Genomic DNA, 26,156 nt, shown 5'->3' on the forward strand with positions numbered 1-26,156 from the left:
GCAGAGCGCGAGGTTCCGCTCAGGCCTGAGACTACCTGAACGAAGTCAACAAATTCTTTACCATGACCTAGGAACGCAGTCACCATTTGCAAAACCGTAGCAAATCTCATCTAGTCCAATCAAAATTGCCTTTTATTTCAAGCGATGAAATCATCGCAGGAGGATTGTGTGGCAGAGCATAAAAAAGTTCGCAAAGCTGTATTTCCGGTTGCGGGTCTCGGGACTCGCTTTCTCCCGGCCACGAAAGCCGTGCCGAAGGAAATGCTGACTGTCGTCGACAAACCGATCATTCAGTATGTGGTCGACGAAGCACTGGAAGCGGGCATCGAGCATTTCGTTTTCGTCACCGGCCGTAACAAGCACATCATCGAAGATTACTTCGATATCCACTTCGAGCTCGAGCAGACCCTGCGCGAGCGCAGCAAGCAGGCGGAAATGACGCTGCTTGCCGGCCAGCTTCCCAAGGCTGGTACGGTCAGCTTCACCCGCCAGCAGGAGCCGCTTGGTCTCGGCCACGCCGTCTGGTGCGCCCGCGAGATCGTCGGCAACGAGCCGTTCGCGCTGCTATTGCCCGACATGATCATGAAGAGCGAAGGCAAGGGCTGCATGAAGGGCATGATCGATCTTTATGCCCAGAGCGGCGGCAACATCATCGCCGTCGAGGAGTGCGCCCCCGATCAGGCTCACAAGTACGGTATCGTCGGTGTCGGCGACGCGGTCGGCGAGGGCTTCCGCATCACCAGCATGGTCGAGAAGCCGGCCAAGGGCACCGCTCCGTCGAACTACTTCATCAACGGTCGCTACATCCTGCAGCCTGAGGTGTTCAAGATCCTGGAAACCCAGGAACGCGGCGCCGGCAACGAAATCCAGCTGACCGACGGCATGCTGAAGTTGCTCAAGGATCAGACCTTCGCGGGCTATCACTTCCGCGGCACGACTTACGACTGCGGCGCCAAGGACGGCTTCATCCTCGCCAACGTGGCCTTCGCGCTGGAACGCGCGGATATTCGCCCGACGGTCGAAAGCGGCTTCAAGGAACTGCTGAAGGGCCTCTGAAGCAGGCCGCCGACTGAACGAACTGGATCCGCCTCCAAGCCTCCCACTTGGAGGCGGATCTCGTTTCAGCGCTTGAGTTTGAGGCCGACGCCGGCCCGCCACTGCTCGGAGTCGCTGCTCGTCTTGCGTGACGTCAGCTCGTAGCCGATGGTGCTGGTCAGATCGAGATATCGGTTGATGTTCCAGGTCAGACCGGCACTCGTGGTGTAGACCGTTTCATCACTTGTCGGGCTGTCCGAAGGATAGTCGCGATAGGTAATGCCGCCAAGCACGGTGCCCGTCAGATTGTCTCGCAACTGATGCGTGACGCCCGTCGTCAAGGCATGGGATACGTAGCCGGATTCTCCGGCGGTCGTCGACGGGTTGATGCTGGTCAGCAGGCCGATGTTAACGTCGGTACCCCTCAGCGGCGACCACAGCAGTTGTGCGTCCACGACGGCTGTATCGATGTCCGAGAGGCGGTCGTCGTCGAAGGTCGCAGTCTCATAGCCGATTCCAACCTCGCCGCGAAGTTTTTCGCCCATGTCGAGTTCGACACCGACCTTGGCGCCATAGCTGTCCCCCGAACGGCGGAAGCCGGCGGAGTCAACACTCTGGTCATAGACCGTCTTGCCGACATTGGCCTCGACAAACGGGATCAAGGCCGGGGACAGCTCATAGCCGATACGGCCGCGGATCGTGCCGTTGGTCTCGTTGCGATCGCTCAGGGAAACCGTGGTGCCGTCCGCCAAGGTGGCGTCGGAGTAAATCGTGCGGACCAGATCGATGCCGGTGCTGCCACGCAGGATGCCGAAGTCGCGCTCGATCGAGGCGCCGGTGCTGAATTCCTGGACATCGGATTGCTTGTCGGCGTTCTGCAGGGCATTCGGATCATCTGTGTCTTCGCGGTAGAAATGGTAGCCACCGATTATGTGGGCTGTCGTGTCCTGCGGAAGGTCGAGGCGCAGATCACCGTTGATCCTGAAATCCGGCTGCTCCTCGCCTTCGCCGCTGACGTTCTTTTGCCAAGCGCCGTCGGTGGTCACCAAAAGCTGATGCAACGCCCAGTCCGAAGTCAGCGTCGCGTGCATGTCTGTTTCGAGAAACGCACGCGTCTGCTTGGTGCCGGCGTCTTTCTGGGTCTCGGTGTTGATGCTCTGGGTAACGGTCGGACGCAGCACGAAGGTGCCGATGTGGATGCCGGGCGTTTCCTCGGTTGCCGGGTTGGGTTCCGGTTTGCGGCTTGGCAGCCGCTCGTCGAGCGGCGCCTCGCGCGTGTTCAGGCGTATCATGTCCTCGTCGAGAATTGCGCCGGTGGTTTCATCGCTCGGCTTCTGATCGCCAGCTGCAATGGGGGCGGCGTTTGCTCCTGACGTCGGACTTTCGGTTATCGTCGGGATGGCGGTCGGTCCTTCAGGGATATCGCTTTCATCTTCCGCCGCCGCGGTAACCGGTGCATTGGACGAGCGTATCGCGCTGTTGGAGACCGGCATCGACTGAGCAACTGCGGGTTGAGACGCGAAGACGGCGCCAACAGTCAGAGCTATGGATACGGCAAAGCCCGCCGCGCGGAGCGGCGTGAGACTGCTCGTATCCTTCCAATGGCCCATGTCTATCCTGGCATGCTTCGAAGCGTTACCCGAACGTAAAGGCTTGTGGTTAACCATTCGTTGCGCCGGTATGCCCTGCGGATCAGCCAATGGACTCAGCCGGTGAAAACCGCTAACGCAGTGCCATGACCAAAAGAGCGATAAATGTCATCGAAAACGGTGTCCTGGAGTCCGCCAGACGGACGATCGATACCGAGAGGCGGGCGCTTGAAGCATTGGAGCGCGCATTTGACGATGCCCTTGCGGTCTCCTTCATGCGCGCAGTCGAGACGATCACCGGGATCTCCGGTCGCGTCATCGTTACCGGCGTCGGCAAAAGCGGCCATATCGGTGTGAAGATCGCTGCGACGCTGGCGTCAACAGGCACGCCCGCGTTCTTCGTCCACGCTGCAGAGGCCAATCACGGCGATCTCGGCATGATCGGCACGACTGATGTCGTGCTTGCCCTCTCCAAGGGCGGAGAGAGCGCTGAGCTTCGCAGCATCATCGCCTATACGCGCCGGTTTTCGATTCCGCTGATTGCCGTCACTTGCTCTGAGAAATCGTCGCTCGCCGCCGCCTCGGACATCATTCTTTTGATGCCGAACGAAGAGGAAGCCTGCCCGCATGGACTTGCGCCGACGACGTCGACGCTGATGCAGCTTGCCATGGGTGATGCGCTTGCCATTGCATTGCTCGAGGCACGGGGCTTCACGGCGCGCGATTTCCATGTGTTCCATCCGGGCGGAAAGCTCGGCGCGAGCCTCAGCCATGTCGCTGATATCATGCATACGGGCGATCGTGTCCCGCTGGTGGCGAGGGGAACGCCGGTGCCGGTGGCGATCTCGACGTTGTCTCGCAAGCATTTCGGCTGCGTCGGCATTCTCGACGAAAACGAGCGCCTTTGCGGGATCATCACGGAAGGCGATCTGGCGCGTAATCTAACGCGCAACCTCTCCGAACTGGTGGTCGACGACATCATGACGCGGACGCCGAAGACAGTGAAGGCGACCGTGCTGGCGACGGCTGCTCTTGCAATGCTGAACCAGCACAGCATCGGTGCGCTGATCGTCGTCGATGATGACAATCGCCCGATCGGGCTCGTGCACTTCCACGATCTGCTGCGGATCGGCGTGGCCTGATCAGGCCGGCTCCACGGTCAGATCGCGGCCGCTGCTTGCCACGACCTTTACCCTGGTGCCCACTGGCAGATCGGGGCCGCTGACGCGCCAGACCGTATCGTCAAGGCGAATGCGTCCGCGCCCCTCGCGAATTGGCTCTGCCAAGGTCGCCGTGCGCCCGACGAGGCTTTCTGCCCGCTGATTGAGGAAAGGCTGGTCGGTCTCGCCATGCTGCAGGGTCAGCTTTCGGCCGATGAAGGTTGTCGCGACGGCAAGCAGCGCAAACAGGATGGCCTGCACCTGCCAGAACCAGAAGCTGTTATCCCAGAACAGCAGCGACAGAATGCCGACGATTAAGGCGGCAAGGCCGATCCAGATGAGGAAGAAGCCCGGCGCGACCAATTCTGCGGCCAACAGGATCAGGCCGGCGATCCACCAACTCCAGGGTCCGAGTTCCGCGACAAGGGCGGCGATCATGGCTCAACGCTCCGTTGGCGGGTTGAAAGGGTTGACGGCCGGAGCAGTACGCGGCGTTGACTGCGGGCGCGGCGCAGACGGGGTCGGGTTATCGCCGAAGACCTCCTTGGCAATCGCGCCGATACCGCCAAGCGATCCGATGAGGGAAGACGCCTCCATCGGCATCAGCACCACCTTGGAATTGCCGGCGGTGCCGATCGACGCCAGCGCTTCGGTGTATTTCTGAGCTACGAAGTAGTTGATTGCCTGAACGTTGCCCGAGGCAATCGCTTCGGACACCATCTTCGTTGCCTTGGCTTCAGCCTCGGCCAGACGCTCTCGCGCCTCGGCGTTGCGGAAGGCTGCTTCGCGCTGGCCCTCGGCCTGCAAAATGGCGGACTGCTTGGCGCCCTCGGCCCGCAGGATCTGGGAGTTGCGGGAACCTTCCGCTTCGAGCACCTGAGCACGTTTCTCGCGTTCGGCCTTCATCTGCCGCGCCATGGCGTCGACGAGGTCGCGCGGCGGCTGGATGTCCTTGATCTCGACGCGCGTCACCTTGATGCCCCACGGCTGCACCGCATCGTCGACGACGCGCAACAGCCGGTCGTTGATTGCGTCACGGTTCGACAGCAACTCGTCGAGATCCATGGAACCCATGACCGTGCGGATGTTGGTCATCGTCAGGTTCAGAATGGCATTCTCGAGGTGCGCGACCTGATAGGCCGCCTCGGCAGCGTTGAGAACCTGGAAGAAGGCGACAGCGTCGGTTGAGATGGAGGCGTTGTCCTTGGTGATGACCTCCTGCGTCGGCACATTGAGAACCTGCTCCATGACGTTCATGCGGGCGCCCACGCGCTCGATGAATGGGGTGATCAGATTGAGGCCCGGCTCGAGGGTTCGGGTGTAACGACCGAAGCGCTCGATCGTGTAGCGGTAGCCCTGCGGTACTGTCTTGATCCCGGCAAACAGCACGAGAATGACAAAGACTACCAGTGCAATGACGACGATATCGAAGCCGCCCAGAACCATAAAACTCCCCCGCGATAGAATCGACTGACGCAACCTTAAACGAGCCGACCTCAAACGCCAGTATCCTTGGGCCGGCAACGGCATTTACTGACGGATTCGATATGGGGAGTCTGCTGGCTATTCACAACGGGGCCGCTTTGGCCTAGAAGACCCGCAGGAAATACCGGTCGCAGCCCACCCGGTCAAAACAAGGGATCCTCATCATGAAGACTATCGTCATCTGCTCCGGCGGATTGGACTCCATTTCGCTTGCCCATAGGGTCGCAGCGGAGCATCAGCTTATCAGCCTGCTTTCGTTCGACTACGGACAGCGCCACCGCAAGGAACTGGACTTCGCCACGGGCTGTGCCAAGCGGCTCGGCGTGCCCCATCAGATCATCGATATCCGGACCATCGGTCGGCACCTGACGGGATCGGCGTTGACCGACGACGTTGACGTGCCAGACGGGCACTATGCCGAGGAGACGATGAAGACGACCGTGGTGCCGAACCGCAACGCCATCATGCTGGCGATCGCTTTCGGCCTCGCGGCGGCCCAGAAGGTGGATGCCGTTGCTGTCGCGGTGCATGGCGGCGACCATTTCATCTATCCCGATTGTCGCCCAGGCTTCATCGATGCCTTCCAGGAGATGCAGAACCAGGCGCTCGACGGCTATGCCAGCGTTTCGCTGTTCGCTCCCTACGTTAACATATCGAAGGCCGATATCGTCACCGACGGTGCGAAACATGGGACGCCGTTTGCCGAGACGTGGTCCTGCTACAAGGGCGGCACGCGCCATTGCGGACGCTGCGGCACCTGCGTCGAGCGGCGCGAGGCTTTCCATCTGGCCGGCATCGCCGATCCGACGGAATACGAGGATCCGGATTTTTGGGAAGCCGCAACGTCTGGCTATTCGGCCAGGGAGGTGAAGTGATGTTTCGCATCACCAAGGAATTTCACTTCTCCGCTTCTCACCAGCTGACGCATCTGCCTGCCGATCACCAGTGTGCGCGGCTGCATGGGCACAATTACATCGTCGTGGTCGAGCTTGCGTCCGCCGAGCTCGATGAAAACGGCTTCGTGCGCGACTATCATGAGCTTTCGCCGCTGAAGCGCTACATCGACGAACGGTTCGACCATCGGCACCTGAACGAGGTGTTTGGCCATGATCGCGTAACCTCGGAATATCTTGCCAAGCACTTCTACAACTGGTGCAAGGAGCGGCTGCCGGAGACCTCGGCCGTGCGTGTCAGCGAGACGCCGAAGACCTGGGCGGAATACCGGCCATGAGTGGGGCTCGCGAGGCGCCGATCCGCGTCAGCGAGATCTTCGGGCCGACGATCCAGGGAGAGGGCGTGCTGATCGGCCTGCCGACCATCTTCGTTCGAACCGGTGGCTGCGATTACCGCTGTTCGTGGTGCGACAGCCTGCATGCTGTCGATAGCGAGTATCGCGATCAATGGCTGCCGATGACTGTTGATGGCATATGGGCTGATGTGACACGGCTCTCCGGCGGCAAGCCGCTGATGGTCTCGCTTTCGGGTGGCAACCCGGCGATCCAGCCGCTTGGCGGTCTTATCGCGCATGGGCACGCGCAAGGCTACAAGTTCGCGCTGGAGACGCAGGGCAGCGTCGCCAAGGAATGGTTTGCCGACCTCGATGTGCTGGTGCTGAGCCCGAAGCCGCCGTCGAGCGGTATGGCGACGGATTGGGATGCGTTCGACGACTGTCTTCGCTTGGCTGGCAATGGGCCGGCGATCGCGCTGAAGATCGTCGTTTTCGACGATCGCGACTATGCCTATGCGCGAGAAGCGGCGGCGCGTTATCCAGATCTCTCCGTCTATTTGCAGCCAGGGAACCATACGCCACCGCCGCCGGATGACGACGACGCGCGCGTCGATATCGACGGCATCATGGACAGGATGCTGTGGCTGGTCGACAAGGTGGCCGAGGACCGGTGGTTCGAGGCCCGCGTGCTGCCCCAGCTGCATGTGCTGCTGTGGGGCAACAAGCGCGGCGTCTGATCAGACCCAGCCGAGCAGTTCGCGGCGGACGACCTTTTCCAGCACCCGCATGCCGTCCTCGCTGTCGTTGAGGCAGGGGATGTGCGCGAACTTCTCGCCGCCGTTCTCGTGGAAGGAATGGGCGGCCTGCTCGGCGATTTCTTCCAAGGTTTCCAGACAGTCGGAAACGAAGCCGGGGTTGAGGACGGCGATCTTCTTGACGCCGTCCTGTGCGAGCTTCTCGACGGTCTTGTCGGTGTAGGGCTGCAGCCACTCTTCCGGCCCGAAGCGGGACTGGAAAGTCACCATGAACTTGTCTTCGGGAAGTCCCAGCCGTTCGCGCAACAGGCGACCGGTCTTCTGGCACTGGCAATAGTAGGGATCGCCAAGCTTGAAGTAGGACATCGGAATGCCGTGAAAGGAAGCGACCACCATGTCCGGCTGCCAGTCGAGCGTCGCCAGGTGGTTCGTCACCGAATTGGCAAGCGCGTCGATGTAGGTCTCGTCGTCATGATAGTCGGGGACGGTGCGCAGCGCCGGCTGCCAGCGCATCTTGAGCAGATGCTGGAAGGCCTTGTCGTTGACGGTCGCCGTCGTTGCGGCGGCGTATTGCGGATAGAGCGGGAAGAGCACGATGCGGTCGCAGCCTTCATCCTTCAGCGCCTGGATGCGTGAGGGAATCGAGGGCGTGCCGTAGCGCATCGCCCAATCGACCTTGACGTCAGGCAGGTCCTGCAGGCGCTCGACCATGAGGTCGGACTGGTTGCGCGTGTAGGTGCGCAGGTAGCTTTCGTTCCTGTCCTTGTTCCAGATCGTCTCATAGGCCTTGCCCACCTTCTGCGGGCGCGTGTTGAGGACGATGCCGAACAGGATCGGGTACCATTTCCAGGGCGACCATTCGATGACGCGCTTGTCGGTCAGGAACTCCCGGAGGTAACGGCGCATCGAGGTGTAGTCGGTGCCATCGGGCGTGCCGAGATTGACGAGCAGGACGCCCACCTTGCCTGATTTCACGGGCGGGTGATCCGCCGGGCGGCGTGCAGTATCAACAGTCGTCATGTGAGCCCCGGTATCTTGTCTGCCCGGCTCATACGCAGCCGGGTCACGATGGTTCACCCTATAGAACAAAAGCCGGCTCGGGAAACCCCCGGACCGGCTCGTCGGATCGAGACAAATCGTCTTACTTCGACGGAATCTGCAGTTCCTTGCCGATCGTCAGATGCCGCGGCGCCGGCTTGCCGTTGGCTTCTGAGATCTTCTGCCAGAGCGCGCCCTCGCCGTAGAACTGCTTGGCGAGTTCCCAGAGCGTGTCGCCGGCCGCGATCACGTGATTGGTCGGCGTGTTGGGAGCAAGTGCAGCTGGAGCTTCGGCGGTGGGCGCTGCCGGGGCTGCCGGAGAGGCGGGCGCGGGTTCCGTTGCGGACGGCGCTTGCGTGCCGGAGGCTGCGACTTCGGTTACACGCCCGTCGGTGTAGGGCTTGTAGGGCGAGTGCGCTGCCAGGTATTCGGCCGTCACGTCGGCAAGGTCGGGTCCGAAGTCGTAGGCGTTCTTGCCTGCCGTCTCGAAGATCGAGTAGCCGTCGCCACCAGCGCGCATGAAGTTGTTGGTGACAACGCCGTAGGTCTTCTGATCGTCGAGCGGTACGAAGGCGTCGCCGTCCTTGACCTCAACCGAAACGAGGCGGCTGCCGGCGGGCTTCGTTTTGTCGAAGGTGTATTTCAGGCCCGATACCTGCGGGAAGCGGCCGGCGCCCTCTTCGATCTTGCCGAGGCCGTTTTCCAATGCCTTGCGAATATCGGCGCCCGTCAGCTGGAAGGTCGCCAACGTATTCTGGAACGGCAGAACGGTGATGACTTCGCCCTGAGTGACGTCGCCCGCATCGATCGATGCGCGCAGGCCGCCGCCATTCTGGATGGCGATGGTCATGCCCTGGCTCTTGCCGCGGTCGAGCATGGCATCGGCCACGAGGTTACCCATCGAGCATTCCTCGACACGGCAGACAGTGCGGTCGCCCTGGATCGGGGCTTCGGCGGAGCCGATGACCTTCTTGCGCAGCTCCTCGATCGGCTTGGCGAGTTCCGCGATCCGGGCGGTGAGCGTCGGATCAGGGGTGAACGAGGAATCGATCAGGATCGGATCGCCCTTGGCGTCCTTGACCACGCCATTGTCATCGAAGGTGACCACGAGATCGCCGAGATACTTGCTGTAGGACGCAGCCTGGACCACCGGCACCTTGTAACCGCCGGGATTGTCGACCATCGTCGGGTAGGGGCCTTCCGCCTTCGGATCGGTATTGGACAGCAGGCTGTGCGAATGGCCACCGACGACAACATCGACATCGGGAATCTTGGCGATGGCCGCGAGGTCGCGCGGATAGCCGACATGGGTCAACGCGATGATCTTGTTGACACCCTGCTTCTTCAGGTCTTCGACGGCTGCCGTGATGGTCTGCACGTCGTCGGCGATCATCACCTTCGGGCCGGGCGAGGAGAGTTCTTCGGTGTCGTTGGTCACTGCGCCGACGATGCCGATCTTCTGGCCGCCGACATCGAGCACCAGCGAGGGCTTGATGCGGTCGCCGAGCTTGGAGCCGTCACCGGCCAGCACGTTGGCTGAAATGACAGGGAATTTCACCTTGTCGAGGAAGGTTGCCAAACCATCCTCGCTGTCGTCGAACTCATGGTTGCCGACGGTCATGACGTCGAACTTCATGTCGTTCAGCACTTCGGCTTCGGCGGCGCCCTTGTAGGTCGTGTAGAAAAGCGAGCCCTGGAAATTGTCGCCAGCATTGAGCAGCAGCACGTTCTTGCCATCAAGGGCGTTGCGGCGCTGGTCGATCGCGGTCTTCAGGCGGGCGGCGCCACCGAAGCATTCCTTCTTGCCTTCCTCCTCGGCAGAGCAGGTGGAATCGAACTTGTTGATCGACTCGATGCGCGAATGGAAATCGTTGATGTGAAGAATATTGAGTTCATAATCGGCAAAGGCGGCACCGCTCGACAGCGCCAGCATCGACGCGGTCAGCAGACCGAATTGAAATGATTTCGTCATCCTGCTCTCCTGATTTTTGGGGCGAAGCCTTTGACCCCTGCGCTCCGCCGTCCCTGCACGATCGATGTTTCCATCAAGCCCTTAGCGGCGGCAAGAGAAAAAGCTGTAACAGAAGCAGCGCATTCCAAGGGCGGTAAACGAAAAACCTCGCGAGAGGCTGCTTTCAACAAACCCTAGAGCTGCTTTCCTTTTTGGAACGACGAAAATCTGCTCAGGCTGCGAAAGCAGTCATCCTCTGAAACCGGCTTGTTGAGAATTTGAGGACGGCCAGCGTGATCTCGCGGCAGCAACGTGACGTCAATCGGTCGCCCGACCCCGTTCTATAAATAACGGCGGTCGCGTCCTCGGGCCTTTTGGCAGACCAGAACCATTTAGTCCAACGCAAATCGAACTTTACAGCTCTACATGCGGCGCGCGAGCGTGAATTGGGAGCCGGCATCCGACGTGCAGTTGAGCTGGTTCTGGCTCACCAGCGCACAATTGACCTTGGATTGTGTCTTGCGCACCAGCGAGGTCATGTTGATCTCGACCAGCGACGGCGAGGTGTTCACATAAGTGCCCGACGCGAGAAGCTGGTTGCTGTCGGTCGTGCGAGTGGTGAAGGTTCCGGCCTGGAATGTGGAGATGATGCCGTTCGGATCCGACCATGAACCCTCAACGCCTGTTTGAGCCGGGGTTGCTGCGACCGGCACCGGGCGTGGCGACGACGTATTGCAAGCAGTCAGGGCTGCGGCGGCGCCGAGAAGGACAAGGAGGGGTCTGATTTTCATGAGCTTCTCCCGGGGATTCGGAACGAGAACTATCCGTGTGGTTGTGAGACACATGGCGCGGGCCGCCGGGGAAGGCAAGGCTCCACGCTCTCCAGACGGCATTTATACAGCAGGCGTTACAAAAATGCCCGCCTTGCGACGGGCATCTTCGAATGCGGTTCGACTGAGATCAGCGAACGAGGATGTTCTTGAACTGCCACGGATCCTTGGTGTCGATATCTTCCGGGAAGAGACCCGGACGACCATCGAGCGGAGTCCAGTCGGTGTAGTGACCTTCGACCGGGCCGAGGTACTGGCTCTGCACCTCGAGGCAGCGCTTGTAATCGACTTCGTCGGCTTCGACGATGCCGGCACCGGGGTTTTCGAGTGCCCAGACCATCCCGGCGAGAACGGCGGAGGTCACCTGCATGCCCGTCGCGTTCTGGTAAGGCGCGATGCGGCGGGTTTCTTCCAGCGACAGGCGCGAACCGTACCAGTAGGCGTTCTTTTCGTGGCCATAGAGCAGGACGCCGAGTTCGTCGACGCCGTCCTCCAGTTCGTCTTCGTCGAGAACGTGGTGAACCGGCTGCGGGTTGCCGCCGTTGCCGAACATCTCATGCATCGAGAGAACCGCGTCGTTCGCCGGATGATAGGCGTAGTGGCAGGTCGGGCGGAAGGTGACTTCGCCGTCCTTGTCGCGAACGGTGAAGAAGTCGGCGATCGAGATCGCCTCGTTGTGGGTGACGAGGAAGCCGTACTGCGGGCCTGGCGTCGGGCACCAGGTGCGGACGCGGGTGTTGGCGCCGGGCTGCTCGAGGTATATCGCAGCCTTGCAGCCCTTCTTGTGCTTCTTGCCATTCTTCGGCATCCAGTTTTCGTGGGTGCCCCAGCCGAGTTCGGCCGGCTGCAGACCTTCGGAGATGAAGCCTTCGACGGACCAGGTGTTCCAGAAGACGTTGAGCGGCTTCGGATGTTTGGTGCGCTGGGTGTCGCGCTCGGCGATGTGGATGCCCTTGACGCCGACCTTCTTCATCAGCTTCGCCCAGCCTTCGCGGTCATGCTGATCCGGCTCTTCGAAATTCAGGCCGATGTCGTTGGCGAGGTTGACGAGCGCCTGCTTGACGAACCACGAGACCATGCCCGGGTTTGCACCGCAGGTGGAGACGGCCGTCGGGCCGCCCGGATTTTTGGCTTTTTCCTTGCGAAGGGTTTCGCGCAGAGCATAGTTGGTGCGGTCGGCATTCTTCATGCTCTTGTCGAAATAGAAGCCCAGCCACGGCTCGATGACGGTGTCGATGTAGAGGGCGCCGAGCTTGCGGCAGAGCTTCATCAGGTCGACCGACCCGGTGTCGACGGAAAGATTGACACAGAAGCCCTGGCCGCCACCTTCAGTCAGAAGCGGCTTCAGCAACTCCTTGTAGTTGTCCTTCGTGACATGCGCCTTGATGTGCTTCACGCCGTGCTTTGCCATGATTTCGGTGTGATCTGCGTCGTCGCGCGGGTCGATGACAACCATCCGGCTCTTGTCGAATTTGAAGTGGCGCTCGATCAGCGGCAGGGTGCCACGGCCGATGGAGCCAAAGCCGATCATGACGATCGGGCCGGTAATTTCGGCATATACCGGGTGGTTGTGTTCCGTCATTCTTTCTTTTCTCCTGTGGAAGGCGACGAAGGCGATAGCCTCTAAGAATTTATCTGAAAATGCGCAGATAATGCGAGATTATCGGCTCTAACCATAAAACCGCGTCACAATAAAGAGTGTTGGTCCCGGAACGCAAATATCAGACGGGCGAGAGGGCATCGGCTAGCGCCCGAAGCTTGGCCGCGAGTTCCGCTTTTTGCAGGGTGAGGCCCTTGTAGGCGGCTTGCTGCTCATCGAGCGCTTCCAGTTGCTCGGCGAAGCTTGCAGCGAGCCTGCCGGCGTTGGGGTGATGGGCGATTGCGGCGATCGGATCGACGTAGACACGGATGGTGAAGAGGATGTCGCCGGACTTCGGCAGCTTGCGCAGCGTCTGGCGCTCAACTCGGGCAAAACGCTCGGCGAGGGTAAAGCCGTCGGCAGAGGGCGGGCGGCGGTGCTTCGAAACCGGCAGAAAGAGATCGTCCGTGATATTGACCGACCAGTTCAGCCTTTCTACCGGCTGCGAGACCTGCAGGTTATCGAAGATGCGGGTGATGAGCGCCGCATTGCGGGTGCCTTCGCCAAAACCGGGTACGTCGGCGTGGATCGCCTGCATCGGGCGACCGAACTTCTCCTGCAGCGACCAGGAGGAGGGAAAGGCGACGAAGCCGGTGACGAGATGCCAGCCATTTTCCTTGCGGCGCATGATGACGAGATCGTCTTGCACCAGCAGCCCGGCGCGCAGCAGGGGTGGGGTGTTGCAGTCGGCCGCGTCGTCCGAAAGCCCGGGATGGCGCGCGGCAAGGTGAGCCTGGAGGAGATCGTATGCCTCTTGTTGTGCCGCTTCGGTTCCGTCCTCGGCCACGAAGACCTCATCGCGATGCGCTTCGAGCAGTCTTCGCTTTTCGCCGACATAGCGCCCCCAATCGCCGTCCGGTTCGATCCAGCGAGCGAGATCGAGCGGCATCAAGCCGATGGTGAACGGGCGGGCGGAACCGTCATAGGGCGTGTAGATCGGAAGCGTCATGACCGCACTCTATCCGGTCAACGTCCCCTGATGGAAGACCATGCGCCACTGGCGATCGGCGTCATGCCGCCAGATGGAGCTGCGCAGCGAGCTGACCGGCGGGCCAGCCGGGACGGTCCGCATCGCCCGGTAGGTGACGAGCGCCAGGTCGGAAGCGAGCAATAGCAGCTCGAAATCCGTCAATGTGCGTGTCGTCCCATCGGGGGGCTCCGCTAGCAGGCCGGCGACGATGTCCCCGTATCCATAGAGGCGACCGGATGCACCGATTTCCCTGAACTCAGGCGAGAGAAGAGACTCAAGCGCTGTCACGGAGGCGCGGATCTCCGGCTCGAATAGCCGCTGTTCCAGAGATTGAAGATGTTCGGTGAGGTCGCTCATGTCGTTCCTGTCGTGATCGTTCAGCTCTTCAGGAGATCCAGCCCTTCAGCCGTGGTCGTGATGGCTACCTCAGTGATTTCGTATTCGGCGATGCCATGCACCGTGAACGGGTCCTCGGCGACATAGGCCTCGACTTCGGCGCGCTGGCCGACGGCAAGGACCACGCCGCCGGTGCGCGGCACCTTGCGGCCGGAGGCGAGAAACCAGCCCCGTGCATAGCCTTCCCTGACCCAGGCCATATGCGGCTCCATCTGCTTGTCGGCTTCCTCGTTCGGCTTCACGTAAGTCAGGGCGAGGATGAACATCGCAGAATTTCCTTTCAGGGCGTTGCGTTCCGACGTATGTGAATATTCAATTGCTGAGGAGCCATCCATATTCTTTTTAGAATTCTGCTCCAAGGTGCGAACCGTTGAAGTCAGCACGCCCGGAACAATCGGATGAACCAGATATCGGAGCGGCTTGCCGAGTTGCAGGAAGACAGCGCCGTCCTGATCGCGCTTTACGATCAGGAAGACCGGCTGCGCTATGCAAATCCGGCCTTTCGTTCGACCTTCGCCATCGAACCCGACGAAACACCCTTGTGGTCAGAGCTGATGCGGCGCAATACGCGCGCCGGCAAGGGGACAATCATTCGCACCGCTGATTTCGAGGTGTGGCTCGTTTCCGCGCAATCGCGCCGGGGCAAGTTGCCGTTCAGGGCTTTCGAAACCGATGTCGTCGATGGGCGCTGGTTCTGGATGACGGAGACAGTGCAGAAAGATGGCTGGATGCTTTGCATCGCCAGCGACATCACGCATCTGAAGCAGAGCGAGCGCGATGTGCGACAGGATCGTGACTTTGCGCTGCGGGCCTCGCAGACGGATGAACTCACCAGCATCTCCAACCGCCGCTTCATGATGGCGGCGCTGGAAAGCCTGAGCGCGCAGCAAGACTCCGCCAATCCCGGTATTGCCGGCTGCATCTGCATCATCGATCTCGACTTCTTCAAGCGCATCAATGACGTCTACGGCCATCAGGTCGGTGATGATGTGCTGATCGATTTCTCGCGCCGCGTGCAGCCGGTCATCCGCCGGCGCGACAGTTTCGGGCGGATCGGTGGCGAGGAGTTCATGCTGATCCTGCCGGATACGACCCTGGCGCAGGCCGAGTTGATCATCGAGCGCATCATCGCAATGGTACGCTTAGCCCGTCCGATCCCGGCCGCACCGTCCTTCTCTTATACCTGCTCGGCGGGATTGGCCGAGTTGCGATCCGGCGAGACGGCACGTGAGGTCTATGCCCGTGCGGACGAAGCCTTGTATATCGCCAAGCAAAGCGGCAGGGACCGGCTGAAGATCGTGGCCTAGCCGACGATCCGGGCCGGGATCAGCCCGCGCAGCGAATTGCCCATGTAGAGCTTTCCGGCCGTCAGATCGTCTACGGAGATCCGTCCAACGCGGGCCTTGCGTTGGCAAATCAGTTCCGTGCGCAAGACGCCTGATAGCAGGCCGCAGGAGATCGGCGGCGTGCGCAGCGTGCCCGAGCCGTCGTCGAGGAAGACCGAGGTGATCGTACCTTCGCAGACCTCGCCGCGCTCGTTCAGAAGCAGCACTTCGTCGGCTTCGGACACCGGACATTCTGCGCGCGCAGTCTCGTAAACGCCGCGCCGTGTCGTCTTCATCCGCAGCAGTTTATCGGCGGAATCGAGACGGGTTTTGGCAATCCGGACCTTCCATATGATGCCCTCGGGTATCGGTGCGAAAGGCGCAGCGGTGACCTCGATTTGCCCCAGTCGATCAAGCGTCAACCGCATTCGCAGGGGTGTCGTGGCCCCGGCAACCGCCGCTTCCAGTTTCGCGGCTGCGTCTGTTGGGTCGGGAAAGCCGATGCGGCGGGCGGAGCGGGAGAGGCGGGCAAGATGCAGACGCAGCCTGACGAAACCAATTTCCGGCTCCCAGCGCAGTGTTTCGATCAGCGAGAAGTCGTTCACCGCGCGATCTCCTGATCACCGATCGCAAACCGCGCCTTCAGCAGGCATTCCTCGTACTCGGCTTCGGCGGTGGAATCGAAGACGATGCCGCCGCCGACGTTGAAGATCGCCTTGCCGCCGGAAAACAGGCTGACGGTGCGGATCGCGACGGAAAAGCGCATGGCGCCTGATGGAGCAATCATGCCGATCGCGCCGCAATAGGCGTCGCGCGGCGTGTCTTCCAGCGCGTGCAGGATCTGCATGGCGCTGAGTTTTGGCGCACCGGTGATCGATCCGCAGGGAAAGAGGGCGGAGAAGATATCGCGAATGGTCAGATCCGAGAGGAGTTTCGCCTGCACGTGGCTGACCATCTGGTGCACGGTCGGGTAAGTCTCGATGTCGAAGAGTTTCGGTACATCAAGGGTGCCGACCTCCGTGATGCGCGAGATGTCGTTGCGCAGCAGGTCGACGATCATGCGGTTTTCGGCCTGCGTTTTGATGTCCTCGCGCATCGCGGCGATGATCGCCGCGTCCTCGGCGTCATCGGCGCCACGTTTGGCCGTTCCCTTCATCGGGTGCGTTTCGATCCAGCCGTCCTCGTCGGTACGGAAGAAGAGTTCGGGGGAGCGCGAAAGCAGGATAGGGCCGCCAAGATCGACGAGCGCGCCGTATTTCACCGGCTGCCTTGAAATCAGCGACCAGAAGGCGGCGCGCGGATCGCCGTCCCAGCGAGCGGTGATCGGCATGGTGAGGTTTGCCTGGTAGCAATCGCCCTGGCGCAGGTGCCAATGCAGGCGGTCGAAGCGCTCTTTATATGTAGCAAAATCCCAGCCGGCCCTGGGGTCGCTCAGGAACTCACCGTTCTCGGTGCGCCGTGTCGGCTCGGCGAGCGGATGGGTATCGGCTTCGGGTGCATCGAAGATGCCGAAGGCGAGCAGTGGCGTTTCCCGGCCTTCCGGAAGAAATGCCGCCAGCTTCGCCTCGAAGAGGTAGCCCCCTTCATACGCCATGTAGCCAGCCAGCCATTTGCCGGCAGCTTTTGCTTCTTCCATTCGGGCAAGGCCGGCAAGGAACTCGGCGCGCGTCCGGGCGATGATGATCTCCGACGGATCGGAAAAGAGCATCACTTGCCCGGTCGTGTCATCCCGGAACAGAACGTAGCGTTCAGCCTTGGTCATGCCTGCCTTTGGATCGAGAGCTATGCGCTCTTATCAAGCGCTTCCAATTCGTCGATCAGCCCTTCGATCATCGACAACCCCTTGCTCCAGAACGACGGATCCGTGGCATCGAGGCCGAACGGCTTCAAAAGTTCGGAATGATGCTTGGTGCCGCCGGCCTTCAGAAGCTCGAAATACTTCTCCTGGAAGCCCTTGTCGGCCTTCTGGTAGACGGCGTAGAGCGAGTTCACCAGGCAATCGCCGAAGGCGTAGGCGTAGACGTAAAAGGGCGAGTGGATGAAGTGCGGGATATAGGCCCAGTAGGTCTCATAGCCCTCCGAGATCTTGATCGCCGGCCCGAGGCTTTCCGACTGCACGGAGAGCCAGAGTTCGCCGATATCCTCCGACGTCAGCTCGCCGGCCTTGCGGGCGGTGTGGACCTTGCGCTCGAATTCATAGAAGGCGATCTGGCGCACGACCGTGTTGATCATGTCCTCGACCTTCTGGGCAAGCATCGCCTTGCGCTCACGCTTGTCCTTTGTTTTGTCGAGGAGGGCGCGGAAGGTCAGCATTTCGCCGAAGACGGATGCGGTTTCGGCGAGCGTCAACGGCGTCTGGCACATCAGCGCGCCCTGCGCGCCGGCGAGAACCTGATGGACGCCGTGGCCAAGTTCATGGGCGAGCGTCATCACGTCGCGCGGCTTGCCGAGATAGTTGACGAGTACATAGGGATGCGCTGACGGAACGGTCGGATGGGCGAACGCACCCGGTGCCTTGCCGGGACGAACAGGAGCGTCGATCCACTGCTCGTCGAAGAAGCGCTTGGCGATCGCAGCCATCTCGGGCGCGAAGTCGCCATAGGCGGATAGAACCGTGTCCTTCGCCTCGTTCCAGGGGATGACGGCACTGGAGGTTTCCGGCAGCGGCGCGTTGCGGTCCCAGAAATTCATCTGGTCCATGCCGAGCCATTTCGCCTTCATCTTGTAGTAACGGTGCGAGAGGCGGGGATAGGCTTCCTTGACGGCAGCCGCCAGCGCATCGACGACGTCGCGCTCGACGCGGTTGGCAAGGTGCCTGGAATCGGCAATGTCCTCGAAGCCGCGCCAGCGGTCGGAGATGTCTTTATCCTTGGCGAGCGTGTTGGTGATCAGCGTGAAGGTGCGCAGGTTTTCCTTGAAGGTCTGCGCCAGCGCCATCGCGCCCTTGCGGCGGATCTCCGGATCCTTTTCCTGCAGCATGTTAAGCGTGACTTCGAGCGGCAGCTTCTCGCCGTCGACGTCGAAACGCAGTTCGGCCATTGTCTCGTCGAACAGGCGGTTGAAGGCTGCGGCCGAGGTCATCGACTTTTCCAGGAACAGCTGTTCCAGCTTGTCTTCCAGCTGGTAGGGCTTGTCCTTGCGCAGATCGACGAGCCAGGGGCGATAGTGGCCTGCATCGGGGTCGTTTGCCATGCAGGCATCGATCACGGCGTCGTCGATGCGGTTGAGCTCGAGCGCGAAAAACAGGAGGTGGCTGGAGAATTCGGTGATCTTCGCCTGGGCGTCGCCATAGAGCTTGCCGTTCACCGGGTTCGACGTGTCGGAGAAATAGGTAAGCCCGGCGAAGGAGCCGAGGCGTCCGATGATGTCGTCCAGCGCCTCATATTCCTTCAGTGCCTGGCCGATTCCCTCCGCGCCCTTCTTGCTCGCGGCGTCGGCGAGCTTGCCCTTCCACTTCTCTTCGAAAGCGATTGCCTGCTTTCCGGCTTTTTCCATGTCGCCAGTGAAGGCGGTGGACGTGGCAGAGGGGTAGAGATCCTGCAGTTTCCAGGTCGGCAGCTCGCCGAGAGCGGCATCGGTCGCAGAGGCAGCAGAACTTGCCGAAAACTTAATGGTGGTGCCGGAGAGCATGTTTTTCATCATCGGGGTCCTCTTCCTCGTTTGCGACAGGCTTGACTGTCTATGCCGCTAAAGGCTTGGCATCAAGGGGCTTTCGGCTGCCCACAAGCTCCGTTTCGGGTCGGATTCGGCCTCGTCACAAACGTTAAAATGCAATTGTTTCTCAAAACTGGATGTTCAAGCCTTTCTGCGAGAGTGCCTCCAGGTTTCGCATGAAGTGAGGCAGCAATGACCGGTTACCATGAGCTCAAGGGTGCAGCGCAGATACTCGTCGTCGAGGACGACCCGATCCAGCGTCGACTGCTCAAGAACGCGATAGAGCGTCACGGCCACGTCGTCCATCAGGCGGAAAACGGCCGGATCGGGCTGGAGATGGTGAAGAGAGGCAGTGGCCTCTACAACGTCATCGTTCTCGACCTGATGATGCCCGAGATGACGGGCCTCGAATTCCTGGAAGCACTGCACGAATTCGGCACGCATGTTCCTGTCATTGTCCAGACAGGGCAGGGCGGCATCGAGACCGTGGTGCAGGCGATGCGTGCCGGCGCCTTCGATTTCGTCGTCAAGCCGGTCTCTCCGGAGCGGATTGCCAATTCGATCTCCAACGCCCTGAAGCTCGATCAGCGCGAGGTCAAGGCACGGGCCGGCCGGCGCTCCCGGTCCGGCGCGGTCGGCTTCGACGACATCGTTTCGGCAAGCCCGGCGATGCTCCGCGTCATCGATCTGGCGCAGCGCGCAGCGCAATCGAACATTCCGGTCGTGCTTGAAGGCGAGTCCGGTGTAGGCAAGGAGCTGGTTGCTCGTGCGATCCAGTCCGGCAGCGACCGCTCCGGCAAGCCGTTCGTCACGGTCAATTGCGGCGCCATTCCGCACAATCTGGTCGAAAGCATTCTCTTCGGCCACGAGAAGGGTGCCTTCACCGGTGCCACCGAAAAGCACATCGGCAAGTTCATGGAAGCCGATGGCGGCACCATCTTCCTCGACGAAATCGGCGACCTGCCGCTCGATGTGCAGGTCAAGCTGCTACGCGCCGTGCAGCAGGGAGAGATCGAGACCGTTGGTGCGCGCACGGCGCACAAGGTCAATGTCCGGCTGATCTCGGCGACCAACAAGGATCTGATCGAAGAGGTCAAGAACGGGCATTTCCGTGAAGATCTCTACTATCGACTTAACGTTTTCCCGATCACCATTCCAGCACTTCGCAAGCGCAAGGAAGATATTCCGCATCTCGTGCGGGTCTTCACCGAGCGCTTCTCGAGCGAGCAGAAGGGCGGTCACCGCATGTCGGTGAGCGCCGGCGCGCTGGCCCTGCTCACTGCCTATGACTGGCCGGGTAACATTCGTCAGCTCGAGAATGCGATTTTCCGCGCGGTCGTCCTTGCCGAGGGCGGCGAACTGAGCGAAGCGGACTTCCCGCAGATTGCCGCCCAGCTACCGGAATACGATGTCGTCGATCATCTGGCGCTCGTCGCCGATAACACGCGCCTCGACCGCCAAAGTGACGCCTCGGCCGCCACCTATCCGGCCCATCAGGCCAGCGTCGAAGAGGCCGTCGCACGAATCACGGAGGCGCCCGATAACGCGATTGCCAGCACAAACCCAGCCGGGGAAGTGCGAAAGCTTGCGGATGTGGAAGAGGAATTGATCCGATTCGCCCTTAAATTCTACCGAGGGCAGATGAGTCAAGTGGCTCGAAAATTGGGCATCGGACGATCCACATTGTACCGAAAACTCAAGGATTACGGCATAGATCCGGACAATCCGCAGAAGGACGCCGCATAATCGCCTAAATTAACTCTCCGGCAATCATCTTTTGTTACCAATCATAAACCACTTGTTAGTGGCCTGTTCATTATGTAAGGAAAAGGTTGATCACGTGTGGCATTTTTGCCATCGTGTGACCGCATTTAACAGCCAACGGTGTCAAAGAGGGACTATCGGCTGTCTGACGGGGATTGAGTTTGCCGGATCTGAATGGGAATACGAGACCTTCGCGCTTGAGCTGGCGCAATAGGTACACGGACCTTTGCGGAAAGGTGTTTAGGACGGCTATGGCCGCCCTTCTCGCACTCGCTGTTTCGTCGCCGGTTCTGGTCAGCTCGCCTTCCGAAGCGGCCGGCGAAACGCGTAGCCTCAAACTCTATTTCATTCACACCGGCGAAAAGGCCGTCATCACTTACAAGCGCAACGGCCGGTACGACCCGAAGGGTCTCGAGCAGCTGAACCGCTTCCTTCGCGATTGGCGCAAGAACCAGCCGACGAGGATGGACCCGCGCCTTTTCGATCTCATCTGGGAAGTCTACCGGCAGAGCGGCTCGCGCGACTACATCAACGTCGTCTGCGGCTTCCGCTCGCCTGCCACCAATGCCATGCTGAAGGGTCGCTCCCGCAATTCCGGCGTCGCCGAGAAGAGCCAGCACATGCTCGGCAAGGCGATGGATTTCTTCATTCCTGACGTCAAACTGGCGACTTTGCGCGGAATCGGCATGAAAATGCAGGTCGGCGGCGTTGGATTCTATCCGAAATCCGGTTCTCCCTTCGTGCACATGGATGTCGGCGGCGTTCGCGCCTGGCCACGCATGAGCCGCGAGGAACTGGTCCGGCTCTTCCCGAATGGCAACACGATGCACATCCCCGCGGATGGCCGTCCGCTGCCGGGTTACGAGCAGGCGGTGGCTGACTACAAGCGTCGCGTGAGCTCGACGCAGGTGCAGATGGCCAGCTCCGGCGCCTATGCGGGCTCGTCGTCGGGCGATCAGCCGAAGCATAAGACACTGTTTGCCGCCCTGTTTGGCGGCGGCGCGGACGAAGCCGAAGACAGTTCCGATGATGATAGCAGCGCAGCGGTGGCGGTTGCGAAGGCGTCGCCGCCGGCGGCCAATATGCCGAACGCCGCCAATCCCGGCGAGCAGGCGCCCGCGCAGGCTACTGAGGTCGCAAGTGTCAATGCGCCGGTTCCGCAGGTGCGTCCGGCGTTCGCCAATCAGCCGGGCGGCAGCGAAGTCGCCAGCGCCCTCGTTGCTCCACAGTCCGGAAATGCAGCGCAACAAGCGCTTTCTGCTGTGACCGAGCAAGGTCAGCAGCAGTTTGCGGATCTGAGCGCCTACAGCGTACCGGTTCCATCTCTGCTCGGACCGCGCCGCTCTCCAGGCGATGCGGAAGTCGCTTCGGCCGATCCGTCTGCGATGACGGGGAATCTCGCAGCGGTTCCAACGCCGGGTGAACGACCGGCGCTTGCCGAAAAACTTCTGGCTGCGGCGGATGCCGATGCTGAAGCCGACGACGATGTGGCAGACCAGGAAGATACGCTTTCTCCGGCCGTTGCCGATGCCCTTGACCAGCAGAATGGTGATGGCGACCGTCAGGTCGCGTCCAACCAGCCGCCGGTCACGAGCGTCGAGCAGGCTATTAACGCGGCGATACCGCAAAAGGTTCCAAGCGAAAAGGCTCCGTTGCAGCTCGCTGCACTCGCGCCGGCTACGAAATCAGCAAGCTTTGGCGATGGCTTCGATGCGCCGAAGTCATCCGATGCTAGCGGTGTAGCTCAGGGTCTGCCGACCAAGGGTGGCCGCCCGACAAAGCATGAGGCCGCGGAGGCCGACGCCAGCCGGGCTACCGTTCGGACCGAACCGAAGCTGACGCAGAAGATCATCTCGCAGTGGGCGCTCACCAACTCCCGGATGGAGATGGTCACCAAGCCGGTGAAGGCGCCGCGTTTCGTCAGCCAGACACTTCGCGCCCAGCCGACTGCAGTCTATGCTGAAGGCTTTACCAAGACGGCGTCCATTGATCCTGGCCGCTTCAGCGGTAGTGCAGTCAACTTCATGGAAGTGCGGAAGTTCGTATCGAACTGATGGTTCCACAAGGAATTTCGAAAGAGCCGCCGGAGCGATCCGGCGGCTCTTTCGTTTCTTGGATGTGACGGAAAGTCGCGCGGCGAGGCGCGGTTCAAACAAGAGCTCGGGTTGATTTTCATTTCCAGATCGAGAATAAAGCCCCTCCGATATTCGCTGTAAGTGAAAATATGGATCTGTCCTCAATCGAAATCTTTCAGGCGGTCGCATCGACCTGCAGCGTCACGAAGGCCGCGGCGGCGATAGGCCGGGTACCGTCGAATGTCACGACGCGCATCCAGCAGCTCGAAGAGGATCTCGGGGTGGCGCTGTTCTCGCGCGATGGCAAGAAGATGTCGCTGACGCGTGAAGGCACGATCTTTCTCTCCTACGCGACGCGTCTTGCTGACTTGGCCGAAGAAGCAAAGCAGGCCGTGCGGCCGCTCGCTGCCTCGGGCGCGCTGCGTATCGGAACGATGGAAAGCACGGCCGCGAGCAGGCTCCCTGATGTCATCAGGCGTTTCGGATCGCTGTGGCCGGACGTCTCATTGCAATTGACGATGGGGGCGACACGGGAGCTCATGCAGAGCGTGCTAGCCCAAGAACTGGATTGCGCATTGGTCGCAAGACCGCCCGAGGCTGCGCTCGACGGGGCGCGCTATGCCGATCTCGACCTCGGCGGGTTCGATGCGCGACGGATCTATGTCGAGGAGCTGATCCTCGTCCTGCCGCCGAAGCATCCTGACGTCAAGGATGCAAGGAACCTTCGCCTCGACACACTTGCCGTCATGGAGCCAGGCTGTACCTATCGGCGGATGGCCGAGGAGTGGGCTGAAGGTGCTGCCTCGCTGCACACCCTCGAACTCGGCTCCTATCATGCGATCCTGGCGAGCATTGTCGCCGGCAATGCCTTTGGGGTGATGCCGCGCTCCGTGTTCGATCTCCTGCGATGGCCCGGTGATATCGTCACCCGCGAGATCGGCACGGTCGAGACCTTTCTCGTCCGCCGCAAAGGCGACCGGTCGGACTCGTTCGAAGCCTTTTACGATGTCCTGATTGCCTCGCGAGGCAAAGGCGGCCATTCACTTTCAAGCGCCTGACCCGGACGCGCTGCTTCTCCCCAAGACACTTCGTTTCACAAACTGTCGGTTCGTCATGTCAAATTCCAGCAATCCCAAGGTCGACCCAGCCCATCGCTTCAGTCGCCGTCTGTTCTCGCCGATCCTGGCCGGCGCAACATTGCGCGAGCGCATGCTTGCCAGCCTTGGCGCGCTGATCGCGATCGCACTGACGGGTATGGTTTGCGGCTACTTTTTCGGGCAAGGTGCGCACTTGCCGATGATCGTTGCGCCGATGGGTGCTTCGGCAGTGCTGCTTTTCGCCGTACCTGCGAGTCCGCTCGCGCAGCCGTGGTCGATCATCGGCGGCAACACGATCTCCGCGATGATGGGCATCCTCGCCGCGCACTTCATCCATGAGCCGATCATTGCGATCGGCGTTGGCGTATCGCTGGCCATCGCCGCCATGTCGTTTACCCGCTGTCTGCATCCACCCGGCGGCGCCGCGGCGCTGACTGCTGTGCTCGGTGGTCCTGCGGTGGCAAGCTGGGGCCTGCTTTTTCCCTTCGTGCCGGTGGCACTGAATTCCTGCATCCTGGTCGCGCTCGGCATTCTCTTTCACAAGCTCGGGCGGCGAAACTATCCGCACCTCGCCACCCCGGCGCCGGTCAATACGCATCAGACGATCGATCCGCCGTCCGCTGTGCGGATCGGTTTCCGCGAAGAGGACGTCGATGCGGCATTGGCGAAGTTCGAGGAAACCTTCGATATCGACCGCGGTGACCTCAGCCGCCTGCTGCGGCAGGTTGAGGTTGAGGCGGCCGTTCGTTCGCACGGCACCGTCAGCTGCGCCGACATCATGTCGCGCGATGTGATCGCGGTCGATGAGAACGCCACGGCGGAGAAAGCGCGCGCACTGCTTCTGAAGCACAACGTTCGCACATTGCCCGTGAAGGATGGAAGCGGGCGTTTGATCGGCACGGTCGGGCTGCGGGAACTGGTGCAGGCCGAGCGGCTTTCCGATCACATTGCGACAGCCGCGACCGCTTCCCCGGATGCACCGGCTATCAGCTTGCTGCCTGACTTGACCGATGGGCGCACCCACGCCGTCGTCATCGTGGATGCCGGCGGTTACGTTCTCGGGTTGATCTCGCAAACGGACTTGCTCAGCGCCATGGCCCATATGCTGCCGGAACAGAAGCCGCGCATCGCGGCCTGAATGATACCCGGAGAGCCTGCAGATCTCCGATTGGTAATCAGCGAGCGGATGTGCGCCAGCGCTGGCGCACCGTATCGTCCGAACGAGGATTGGGCCGAGCCGCAAATACCTCTCGCTACTTTGTCATACATTTGGTCCGAAATCTGAAATATCGACAATACGTCCCACGACCAGATTGCGTACGCCCTCGGTCGATGCCTCCCAATGTTTTCCGGCCGGGTGCGTCATAAACCCAAAAGGAGCGACCGCATGAACCGCCGTATCATTTCCACTTTCGCACTTGCCTTCGCCACCAGTGTCATCGCTTTCGCCGCCCAATCCGCCGAGATCAAGAATATCGTCATCGTTCACGGCGCTTTCGCCGACGGGTCCAGTTGGCGCAAGGCAACGGAAATCCTGGAGCGGCGCGGCTTTCATGTGACTGTCGTGCAAGAGCCTCTATCATCGCTCGCCGACGATGTTGCGGCAACGAAACGCGTTCTGGACCTGCAGGACGGACCTACACTGCTGGTCGGTCACAGCTACGGCGGCATGGTCATCACGGAAGCGGGGAATGATCCGCACGTCGAGGGACTTGTTTACGTAGCGGCCTTCCAGCCTGACAAGGGCGAAAATGTAGCCACGCTTGCCGGCTCCAAGCCGCCGGCTTCAAACAGCATCAGGGAAACCAAGGACGCCAAGTACCTCTATTTGGACCCAAGCGCGTTTCACGCCGATTTCGCCGCCGATGTGCCAAAGGCCGACGCTGCCTTTCTCGCCAAGTCGCAGGTCTTTGCGGCCAAAGAGGTCTTTGGCGCTAAAGTCGACGATCCAGCCTGGCGGTCAAAGAAGAGCTGGTCAGTCGTGGCGACCGAGGACCGTGCCATCAACCCCGAACTCGAGCGGACAATGGCAAAGCGCGCCGGAAGCGCGGTGACCGAGATCAAGGCCAGTCATGCCGTCTTCGCGTCACAGCCGAAGAAGGTCGCCGACGTGATCGAGAAGGCCGCCGAGGAAGCCGGAAAATAAGCTCTGTTCGAGCGTGAGT

The 26,156-nt window shown here is 61.0% G+C and carries 24 protein-coding genes; 11 read left to right on the top strand and 13 right to left on the bottom strand.

Going from position 1 to position 26,156, the window contains the following annotated elements; all coding sequences use genetic code 11:
• Nucleotides 1-168: 168 nt before the first annotated feature.
• Nucleotides 169-1,056 carry a UTP--glucose-1-phosphate uridylyltransferase GalU gene (gene galU / locus FHX16_RS13560; RefSeq protein WP_016557108.1) on the top strand — a complete coding sequence of 296 codons (888 nt, stop codon included), beginning with the start codon at nt 169-171 and terminating at the stop codon, nt 1,054-1,056.
• Nucleotides 1,057-1,121: 65 nt separating this feature from the next.
• On the opposite strand, the gene FHX16_RS13565 is transcribed toward galU, so the two are convergent.
• Nucleotides 1,122-2,645, bottom strand: coding sequence for an outer membrane beta-barrel protein (locus tag FHX16_RS13565; protein ID WP_183862235.1), 1,524 nt, complete (start codon nt 2,643-2,645; stop codon nt 1,122-1,124).
• A 125-nt stretch (nt 2,646-2,770) separates the two neighbouring features.
• Between FHX16_RS13565 and FHX16_RS13570 the strand changes: the two genes are divergently transcribed.
• Nucleotides 2,771-3,766 (top strand): SIS domain-containing protein, encoded by a 996-nt coding sequence (locus FHX16_RS13570; RefSeq protein WP_183862233.1) that lies wholly within the window; start codon nt 2,771-2,773, stop codon nt 3,764-3,766.
• Here FHX16_RS13570 and FHX16_RS13575 read toward each other — a convergent pair whose 3' ends face one another.
• Complete coding sequence (locus FHX16_RS13575) at nt 3,767-4,222, bottom strand: NfeD family protein (protein WP_183755784.1); 456 nt, start codon at nt 4,220-4,222, stop codon at nt 3,767-3,769.
• A 3-nt stretch (nt 4,223-4,225) separates the two neighbouring features.
• Nucleotides 4,226-5,230, bottom strand: a complete 1,005-nt coding sequence (locus tag FHX16_RS13580; protein WP_183862231.1) for an SPFH domain-containing protein — start codon at nt 5,228-5,230, stop codon at nt 4,226-4,228.
• Nucleotides 5,231-5,433: 203 nt separating this feature from the next.
• On the opposite strand from FHX16_RS13580, the gene queC reads away from it, so the two are divergent.
• Genes queC through queE form a run of 3 tightly spaced genes read left to right on the top strand, consistent with a single transcriptional unit; the run spans nt 5,434 to nt 7,234 of the window.
• A complete protein-coding gene (gene queC / locus FHX16_RS13585; protein ID WP_183862230.1) occupies nt 5,434-6,144 on the top strand; it encodes a 7-cyano-7-deazaguanine synthase QueC in 711 nt (236 codons plus the stop codon).
• On the top strand, nt 6,144-6,500 hold the full coding sequence (gene queD / locus FHX16_RS13590) for a 6-carboxytetrahydropterin synthase QueD (RefSeq protein WP_183862228.1): 357 nt from the start codon (nt 6,144-6,146) through the stop codon (nt 6,498-6,500). The genes queC and queD overlap by 1 nt, the downstream gene beginning before the upstream one ends.
• A complete protein-coding gene (queE, locus tag FHX16_RS13595) occupies nt 6,497-7,234 on the top strand; it encodes a 7-carboxy-7-deazaguanine synthase QueE (protein WP_183862226.1) in 738 nt (245 codons plus the stop codon). The genes queD and queE overlap by 4 nt, the downstream gene beginning before the upstream one ends.
• Here the strand turns inward: queE and hemH are convergent, their stop codons facing one another.
• The 7 genes from hemH to FHX16_RS13630 all read right to left on the bottom strand — a co-directional run bounded on the left by hemH (nt 7,235) and on the right by FHX16_RS13630 (nt 14,342).
• Nucleotides 7,235-8,272: a ferrochelatase gene (hemH, locus tag FHX16_RS13600; protein WP_183862224.1), complete on the bottom strand. Its 1,038-nt coding sequence runs from the start codon at nt 8,270-8,272 to the stop codon at nt 7,235-7,237. It lies immediately after the preceding gene.
• Nucleotides 8,273-8,393: 121 nt separating this feature from the next.
• Nucleotides 8,394-10,262 (bottom strand): 5'-nucleotidase C-terminal domain-containing protein, encoded by a 1,869-nt coding sequence (locus FHX16_RS13605; protein ID WP_183862222.1) that lies wholly within the window; start codon nt 10,260-10,262, stop codon nt 8,394-8,396.
• 401 nt (nt 10,263-10,663) lie between these two features.
• A complete protein-coding gene (gene omp10 / locus FHX16_RS13610; protein ID WP_183862220.1) occupies nt 10,664-11,032 on the bottom strand; it encodes an outer membrane lipoprotein Omp10 in 369 nt (122 codons plus the stop codon).
• A gap of 169 nt (nt 11,033-11,201) precedes the next feature.
• Nucleotides 11,202-12,653 (bottom strand): homospermidine synthase, encoded by a 1,452-nt coding sequence (locus tag FHX16_RS13615; RefSeq protein ID WP_183862218.1) that lies wholly within the window; start codon nt 12,651-12,653, stop codon nt 11,202-11,204.
• A 139-nt stretch (nt 12,654-12,792) separates the two neighbouring features.
• Nucleotides 12,793-13,659 carry a DUF3445 domain-containing protein gene (locus tag FHX16_RS13620; RefSeq protein WP_183862216.1) on the bottom strand — a complete coding sequence of 289 codons (867 nt, stop codon included), beginning with the start codon at nt 13,657-13,659 and terminating at the stop codon, nt 12,793-12,795.
• Between the two features lie 9 nt (nt 13,660-13,668).
• On the bottom strand, nt 13,669-14,037 hold the full coding sequence (locus FHX16_RS13625; RefSeq protein WP_183862214.1) for a DUF4440 domain-containing protein: 369 nt from the start codon (nt 14,035-14,037) through the stop codon (nt 13,669-13,671).
• 20 nt (nt 14,038-14,057) lie between these two features.
• Nucleotides 14,058-14,342: a YciI family protein gene (locus FHX16_RS13630; RefSeq protein ID WP_183862212.1), complete on the bottom strand. Its 285-nt coding sequence runs from the start codon at nt 14,340-14,342 to the stop codon at nt 14,058-14,060.
• A gap of 132 nt (nt 14,343-14,474) precedes the next feature.
• Here FHX16_RS13630 and FHX16_RS13635 point away from each other — a divergent pair, with 132 nt between their 5' ends.
• Complete coding sequence (locus FHX16_RS13635; protein ID WP_259128897.1) at nt 14,475-15,383, top strand: sensor domain-containing diguanylate cyclase; 909 nt, start codon at nt 14,475-14,477, stop codon at nt 15,381-15,383.
• On the opposite strand, the gene FHX16_RS13640 is transcribed toward FHX16_RS13635, so the two are convergent.
• Genes FHX16_RS13640 through FHX16_RS13650 form a run of 3 tightly spaced genes read right to left on the bottom strand, consistent with a single transcriptional unit; the run spans nt 15,380 to nt 19,040 of the window.
• A complete protein-coding gene (locus FHX16_RS13640; RefSeq protein WP_183862208.1) occupies nt 15,380-16,006 on the bottom strand; it encodes an aminotransferase class IV family protein in 627 nt (208 codons plus the stop codon). The genes FHX16_RS13635 and FHX16_RS13640 overlap by 4 nt on opposite strands.
• A complete protein-coding gene (locus FHX16_RS13645) occupies nt 16,003-17,163 on the bottom strand; it encodes an aminodeoxychorismate synthase component I (protein WP_183862206.1) in 1,161 nt (386 codons plus the stop codon). Before FHX16_RS13645 ends, FHX16_RS13640 begins: the two co-directional genes overlap by 4 nt.
• 20 nt (nt 17,164-17,183) lie before the next feature.
• Nucleotides 17,184-19,040, bottom strand: coding sequence for a M3 family oligoendopeptidase (locus FHX16_RS13650; protein ID WP_259129110.1), 1,857 nt, complete (start codon nt 19,038-19,040; stop codon nt 17,184-17,186).
• Between the two features lie 207 nt (nt 19,041-19,247).
• Between FHX16_RS13650 and FHX16_RS13655 the strand changes: the two genes are divergently transcribed.
• From FHX16_RS13655 to FHX16_RS13675, 5 genes are all read left to right on the top strand, one after another.
• Nucleotides 19,248-20,801, top strand: a complete 1,554-nt coding sequence (locus FHX16_RS13655) for a sigma-54 dependent transcriptional regulator (RefSeq protein ID WP_183862204.1) — start codon at nt 19,248-19,250, stop codon at nt 20,799-20,801.
• A 179-nt stretch (nt 20,802-20,980) separates the two neighbouring features.
• The gene (locus FHX16_RS13660; RefSeq protein ID WP_183862202.1) at nt 20,981-22,873 is read left to right on the top strand and encodes a DUF882 domain-containing protein; all 1,893 of its coding nucleotides are present in this window, start codon (nt 20,981-20,983) and stop codon (nt 22,871-22,873) included.
• A 170-nt stretch (nt 22,874-23,043) separates the two neighbouring features.
• Nucleotides 23,044-23,952 carry a LysR family transcriptional regulator gene (locus tag FHX16_RS13665; RefSeq protein ID WP_183755768.1) on the top strand — a complete coding sequence of 303 codons (909 nt, stop codon included), beginning with the start codon at nt 23,044-23,046 and terminating at the stop codon, nt 23,950-23,952.
• A 55-nt stretch (nt 23,953-24,007) separates the two neighbouring features.
• The gene (locus tag FHX16_RS13670) at nt 24,008-25,129 is read left to right on the top strand and encodes an HPP family protein (RefSeq protein ID WP_183755767.1); all 1,122 of its coding nucleotides are present in this window, start codon (nt 24,008-24,010) and stop codon (nt 25,127-25,129) included.
• A gap of 249 nt (nt 25,130-25,378) precedes the next feature.
• Nucleotides 25,379-26,137 (top strand): alpha/beta fold hydrolase, encoded by a 759-nt coding sequence (locus FHX16_RS13675; protein ID WP_183862200.1) that lies wholly within the window; start codon nt 25,379-25,381, stop codon nt 26,135-26,137.
• Nucleotides 26,138-26,156: the final 19 nt, after the last annotated feature.

It is taken from the genome of Rhizobium sp. BK661 (assembly GCF_024808825.1).
Lineage (GTDB): Bacteria > Pseudomonadota > Alphaproteobacteria > Rhizobiales > Rhizobiaceae > Rhizobium.

Excerpts from the sequence above, each read along its gene's own strand:
- omp10 (WP_183862220.1), bottom strand. The coding sequence starts at position 11,032 with ATGAAAATCAGACCCCTCCTTGTCCTTCTCGGCGCCGCCGCAGCCCTG.
- FHX16_RS13655 (WP_183862204.1), top strand. The coding sequence starts at position 19,248 with ATGACCGGTTACCATGAGCTCAAGGGTGCAGCGCAGATACTCGTCGTC.
- FHX16_RS13650 (WP_259129110.1), bottom strand. The coding sequence starts at position 19,040 with ATGAAAAACATGCTCTCCGGCACCACCATTAAGTTTTCGGCAAGTTCT.
- FHX16_RS13630 (WP_183862212.1), bottom strand. The coding sequence starts at position 14,342 with ATGTTCATCCTCGCCCTGACTTACGTGAAGCCGAACGAGGAAGCCGAC.
- queE (WP_183862226.1), top strand. The coding sequence starts at position 6,497 with ATGAGTGGGGCTCGCGAGGCGCCGATCCGCGTCAGCGAGATCTTCGGG.
- FHX16_RS13675 (WP_183862200.1), top strand. The coding sequence starts at position 25,379 with ATGAACCGCCGTATCATTTCCACTTTCGCACTTGCCTTCGCCACCAGT.
- FHX16_RS13570 (WP_183862233.1), top strand. The coding sequence starts at position 2,771 with ATGACCAAAAGAGCGATAAATGTCATCGAAAACGGTGTCCTGGAGTCC.
- FHX16_RS13620 (WP_183862216.1), bottom strand. The coding sequence starts at position 13,659 with ATGACGCTTCCGATCTACACGCCCTATGACGGTTCCGCCCGCCCGTTC.
- FHX16_RS13625 (WP_183862214.1), bottom strand. The coding sequence starts at position 14,037 with ATGAGCGACCTCACCGAACATCTTCAATCTCTGGAACAGCGGCTATTC.
- FHX16_RS13670 (WP_183755767.1), top strand. The coding sequence starts at position 24,008 with ATGTCAAATTCCAGCAATCCCAAGGTCGACCCAGCCCATCGCTTCAGT.
- FHX16_RS13580 (WP_183862231.1), bottom strand. The coding sequence starts at position 5,230 with ATGGTTCTGGGCGGCTTCGATATCGTCGTCATTGCACTGGTAGTCTTT.
- queC (WP_183862230.1), top strand. The coding sequence starts at position 5,434 with ATGAAGACTATCGTCATCTGCTCCGGCGGATTGGACTCCATTTCGCTT.
- hemH (WP_183862224.1), bottom strand. The coding sequence starts at position 8,272 with ATGACGACTGTTGATACTGCACGCCGCCCGGCGGATCACCCGCCCGTG.
- FHX16_RS13565 (WP_183862235.1), bottom strand. The coding sequence starts at position 2,645 with ATGGGCCATTGGAAGGATACGAGCAGTCTCACGCCGCTCCGCGCGGCG.
- FHX16_RS13635 (WP_259128897.1), top strand. The coding sequence starts at position 14,475 with ATGAACCAGATATCGGAGCGGCTTGCCGAGTTGCAGGAAGACAGCGCC.
- queD (WP_183862228.1), top strand. The coding sequence starts at position 6,144 with ATGTTTCGCATCACCAAGGAATTTCACTTCTCCGCTTCTCACCAGCTG.
- FHX16_RS13575 (WP_183755784.1), bottom strand. The coding sequence starts at position 4,222 with ATGATCGCCGCCCTTGTCGCGGAACTCGGACCCTGGAGTTGGTGGATC.
- FHX16_RS13605 (WP_183862222.1), bottom strand. The coding sequence starts at position 10,262 with ATGACGAAATCATTTCAATTCGGTCTGCTGACCGCGTCGATGCTGGCG.
- FHX16_RS13665 (WP_183755768.1), top strand. The coding sequence starts at position 23,044 with ATGGATCTGTCCTCAATCGAAATCTTTCAGGCGGTCGCATCGACCTGC.
- FHX16_RS13645 (WP_183862206.1), bottom strand. The coding sequence starts at position 17,163 with ATGACCAAGGCTGAACGCTACGTTCTGTTCCGGGATGACACGACCGGG.
- FHX16_RS13615 (WP_183862218.1), bottom strand. The coding sequence starts at position 12,653 with ATGACGGAACACAACCACCCGGTATATGCCGAAATTACCGGCCCGATC.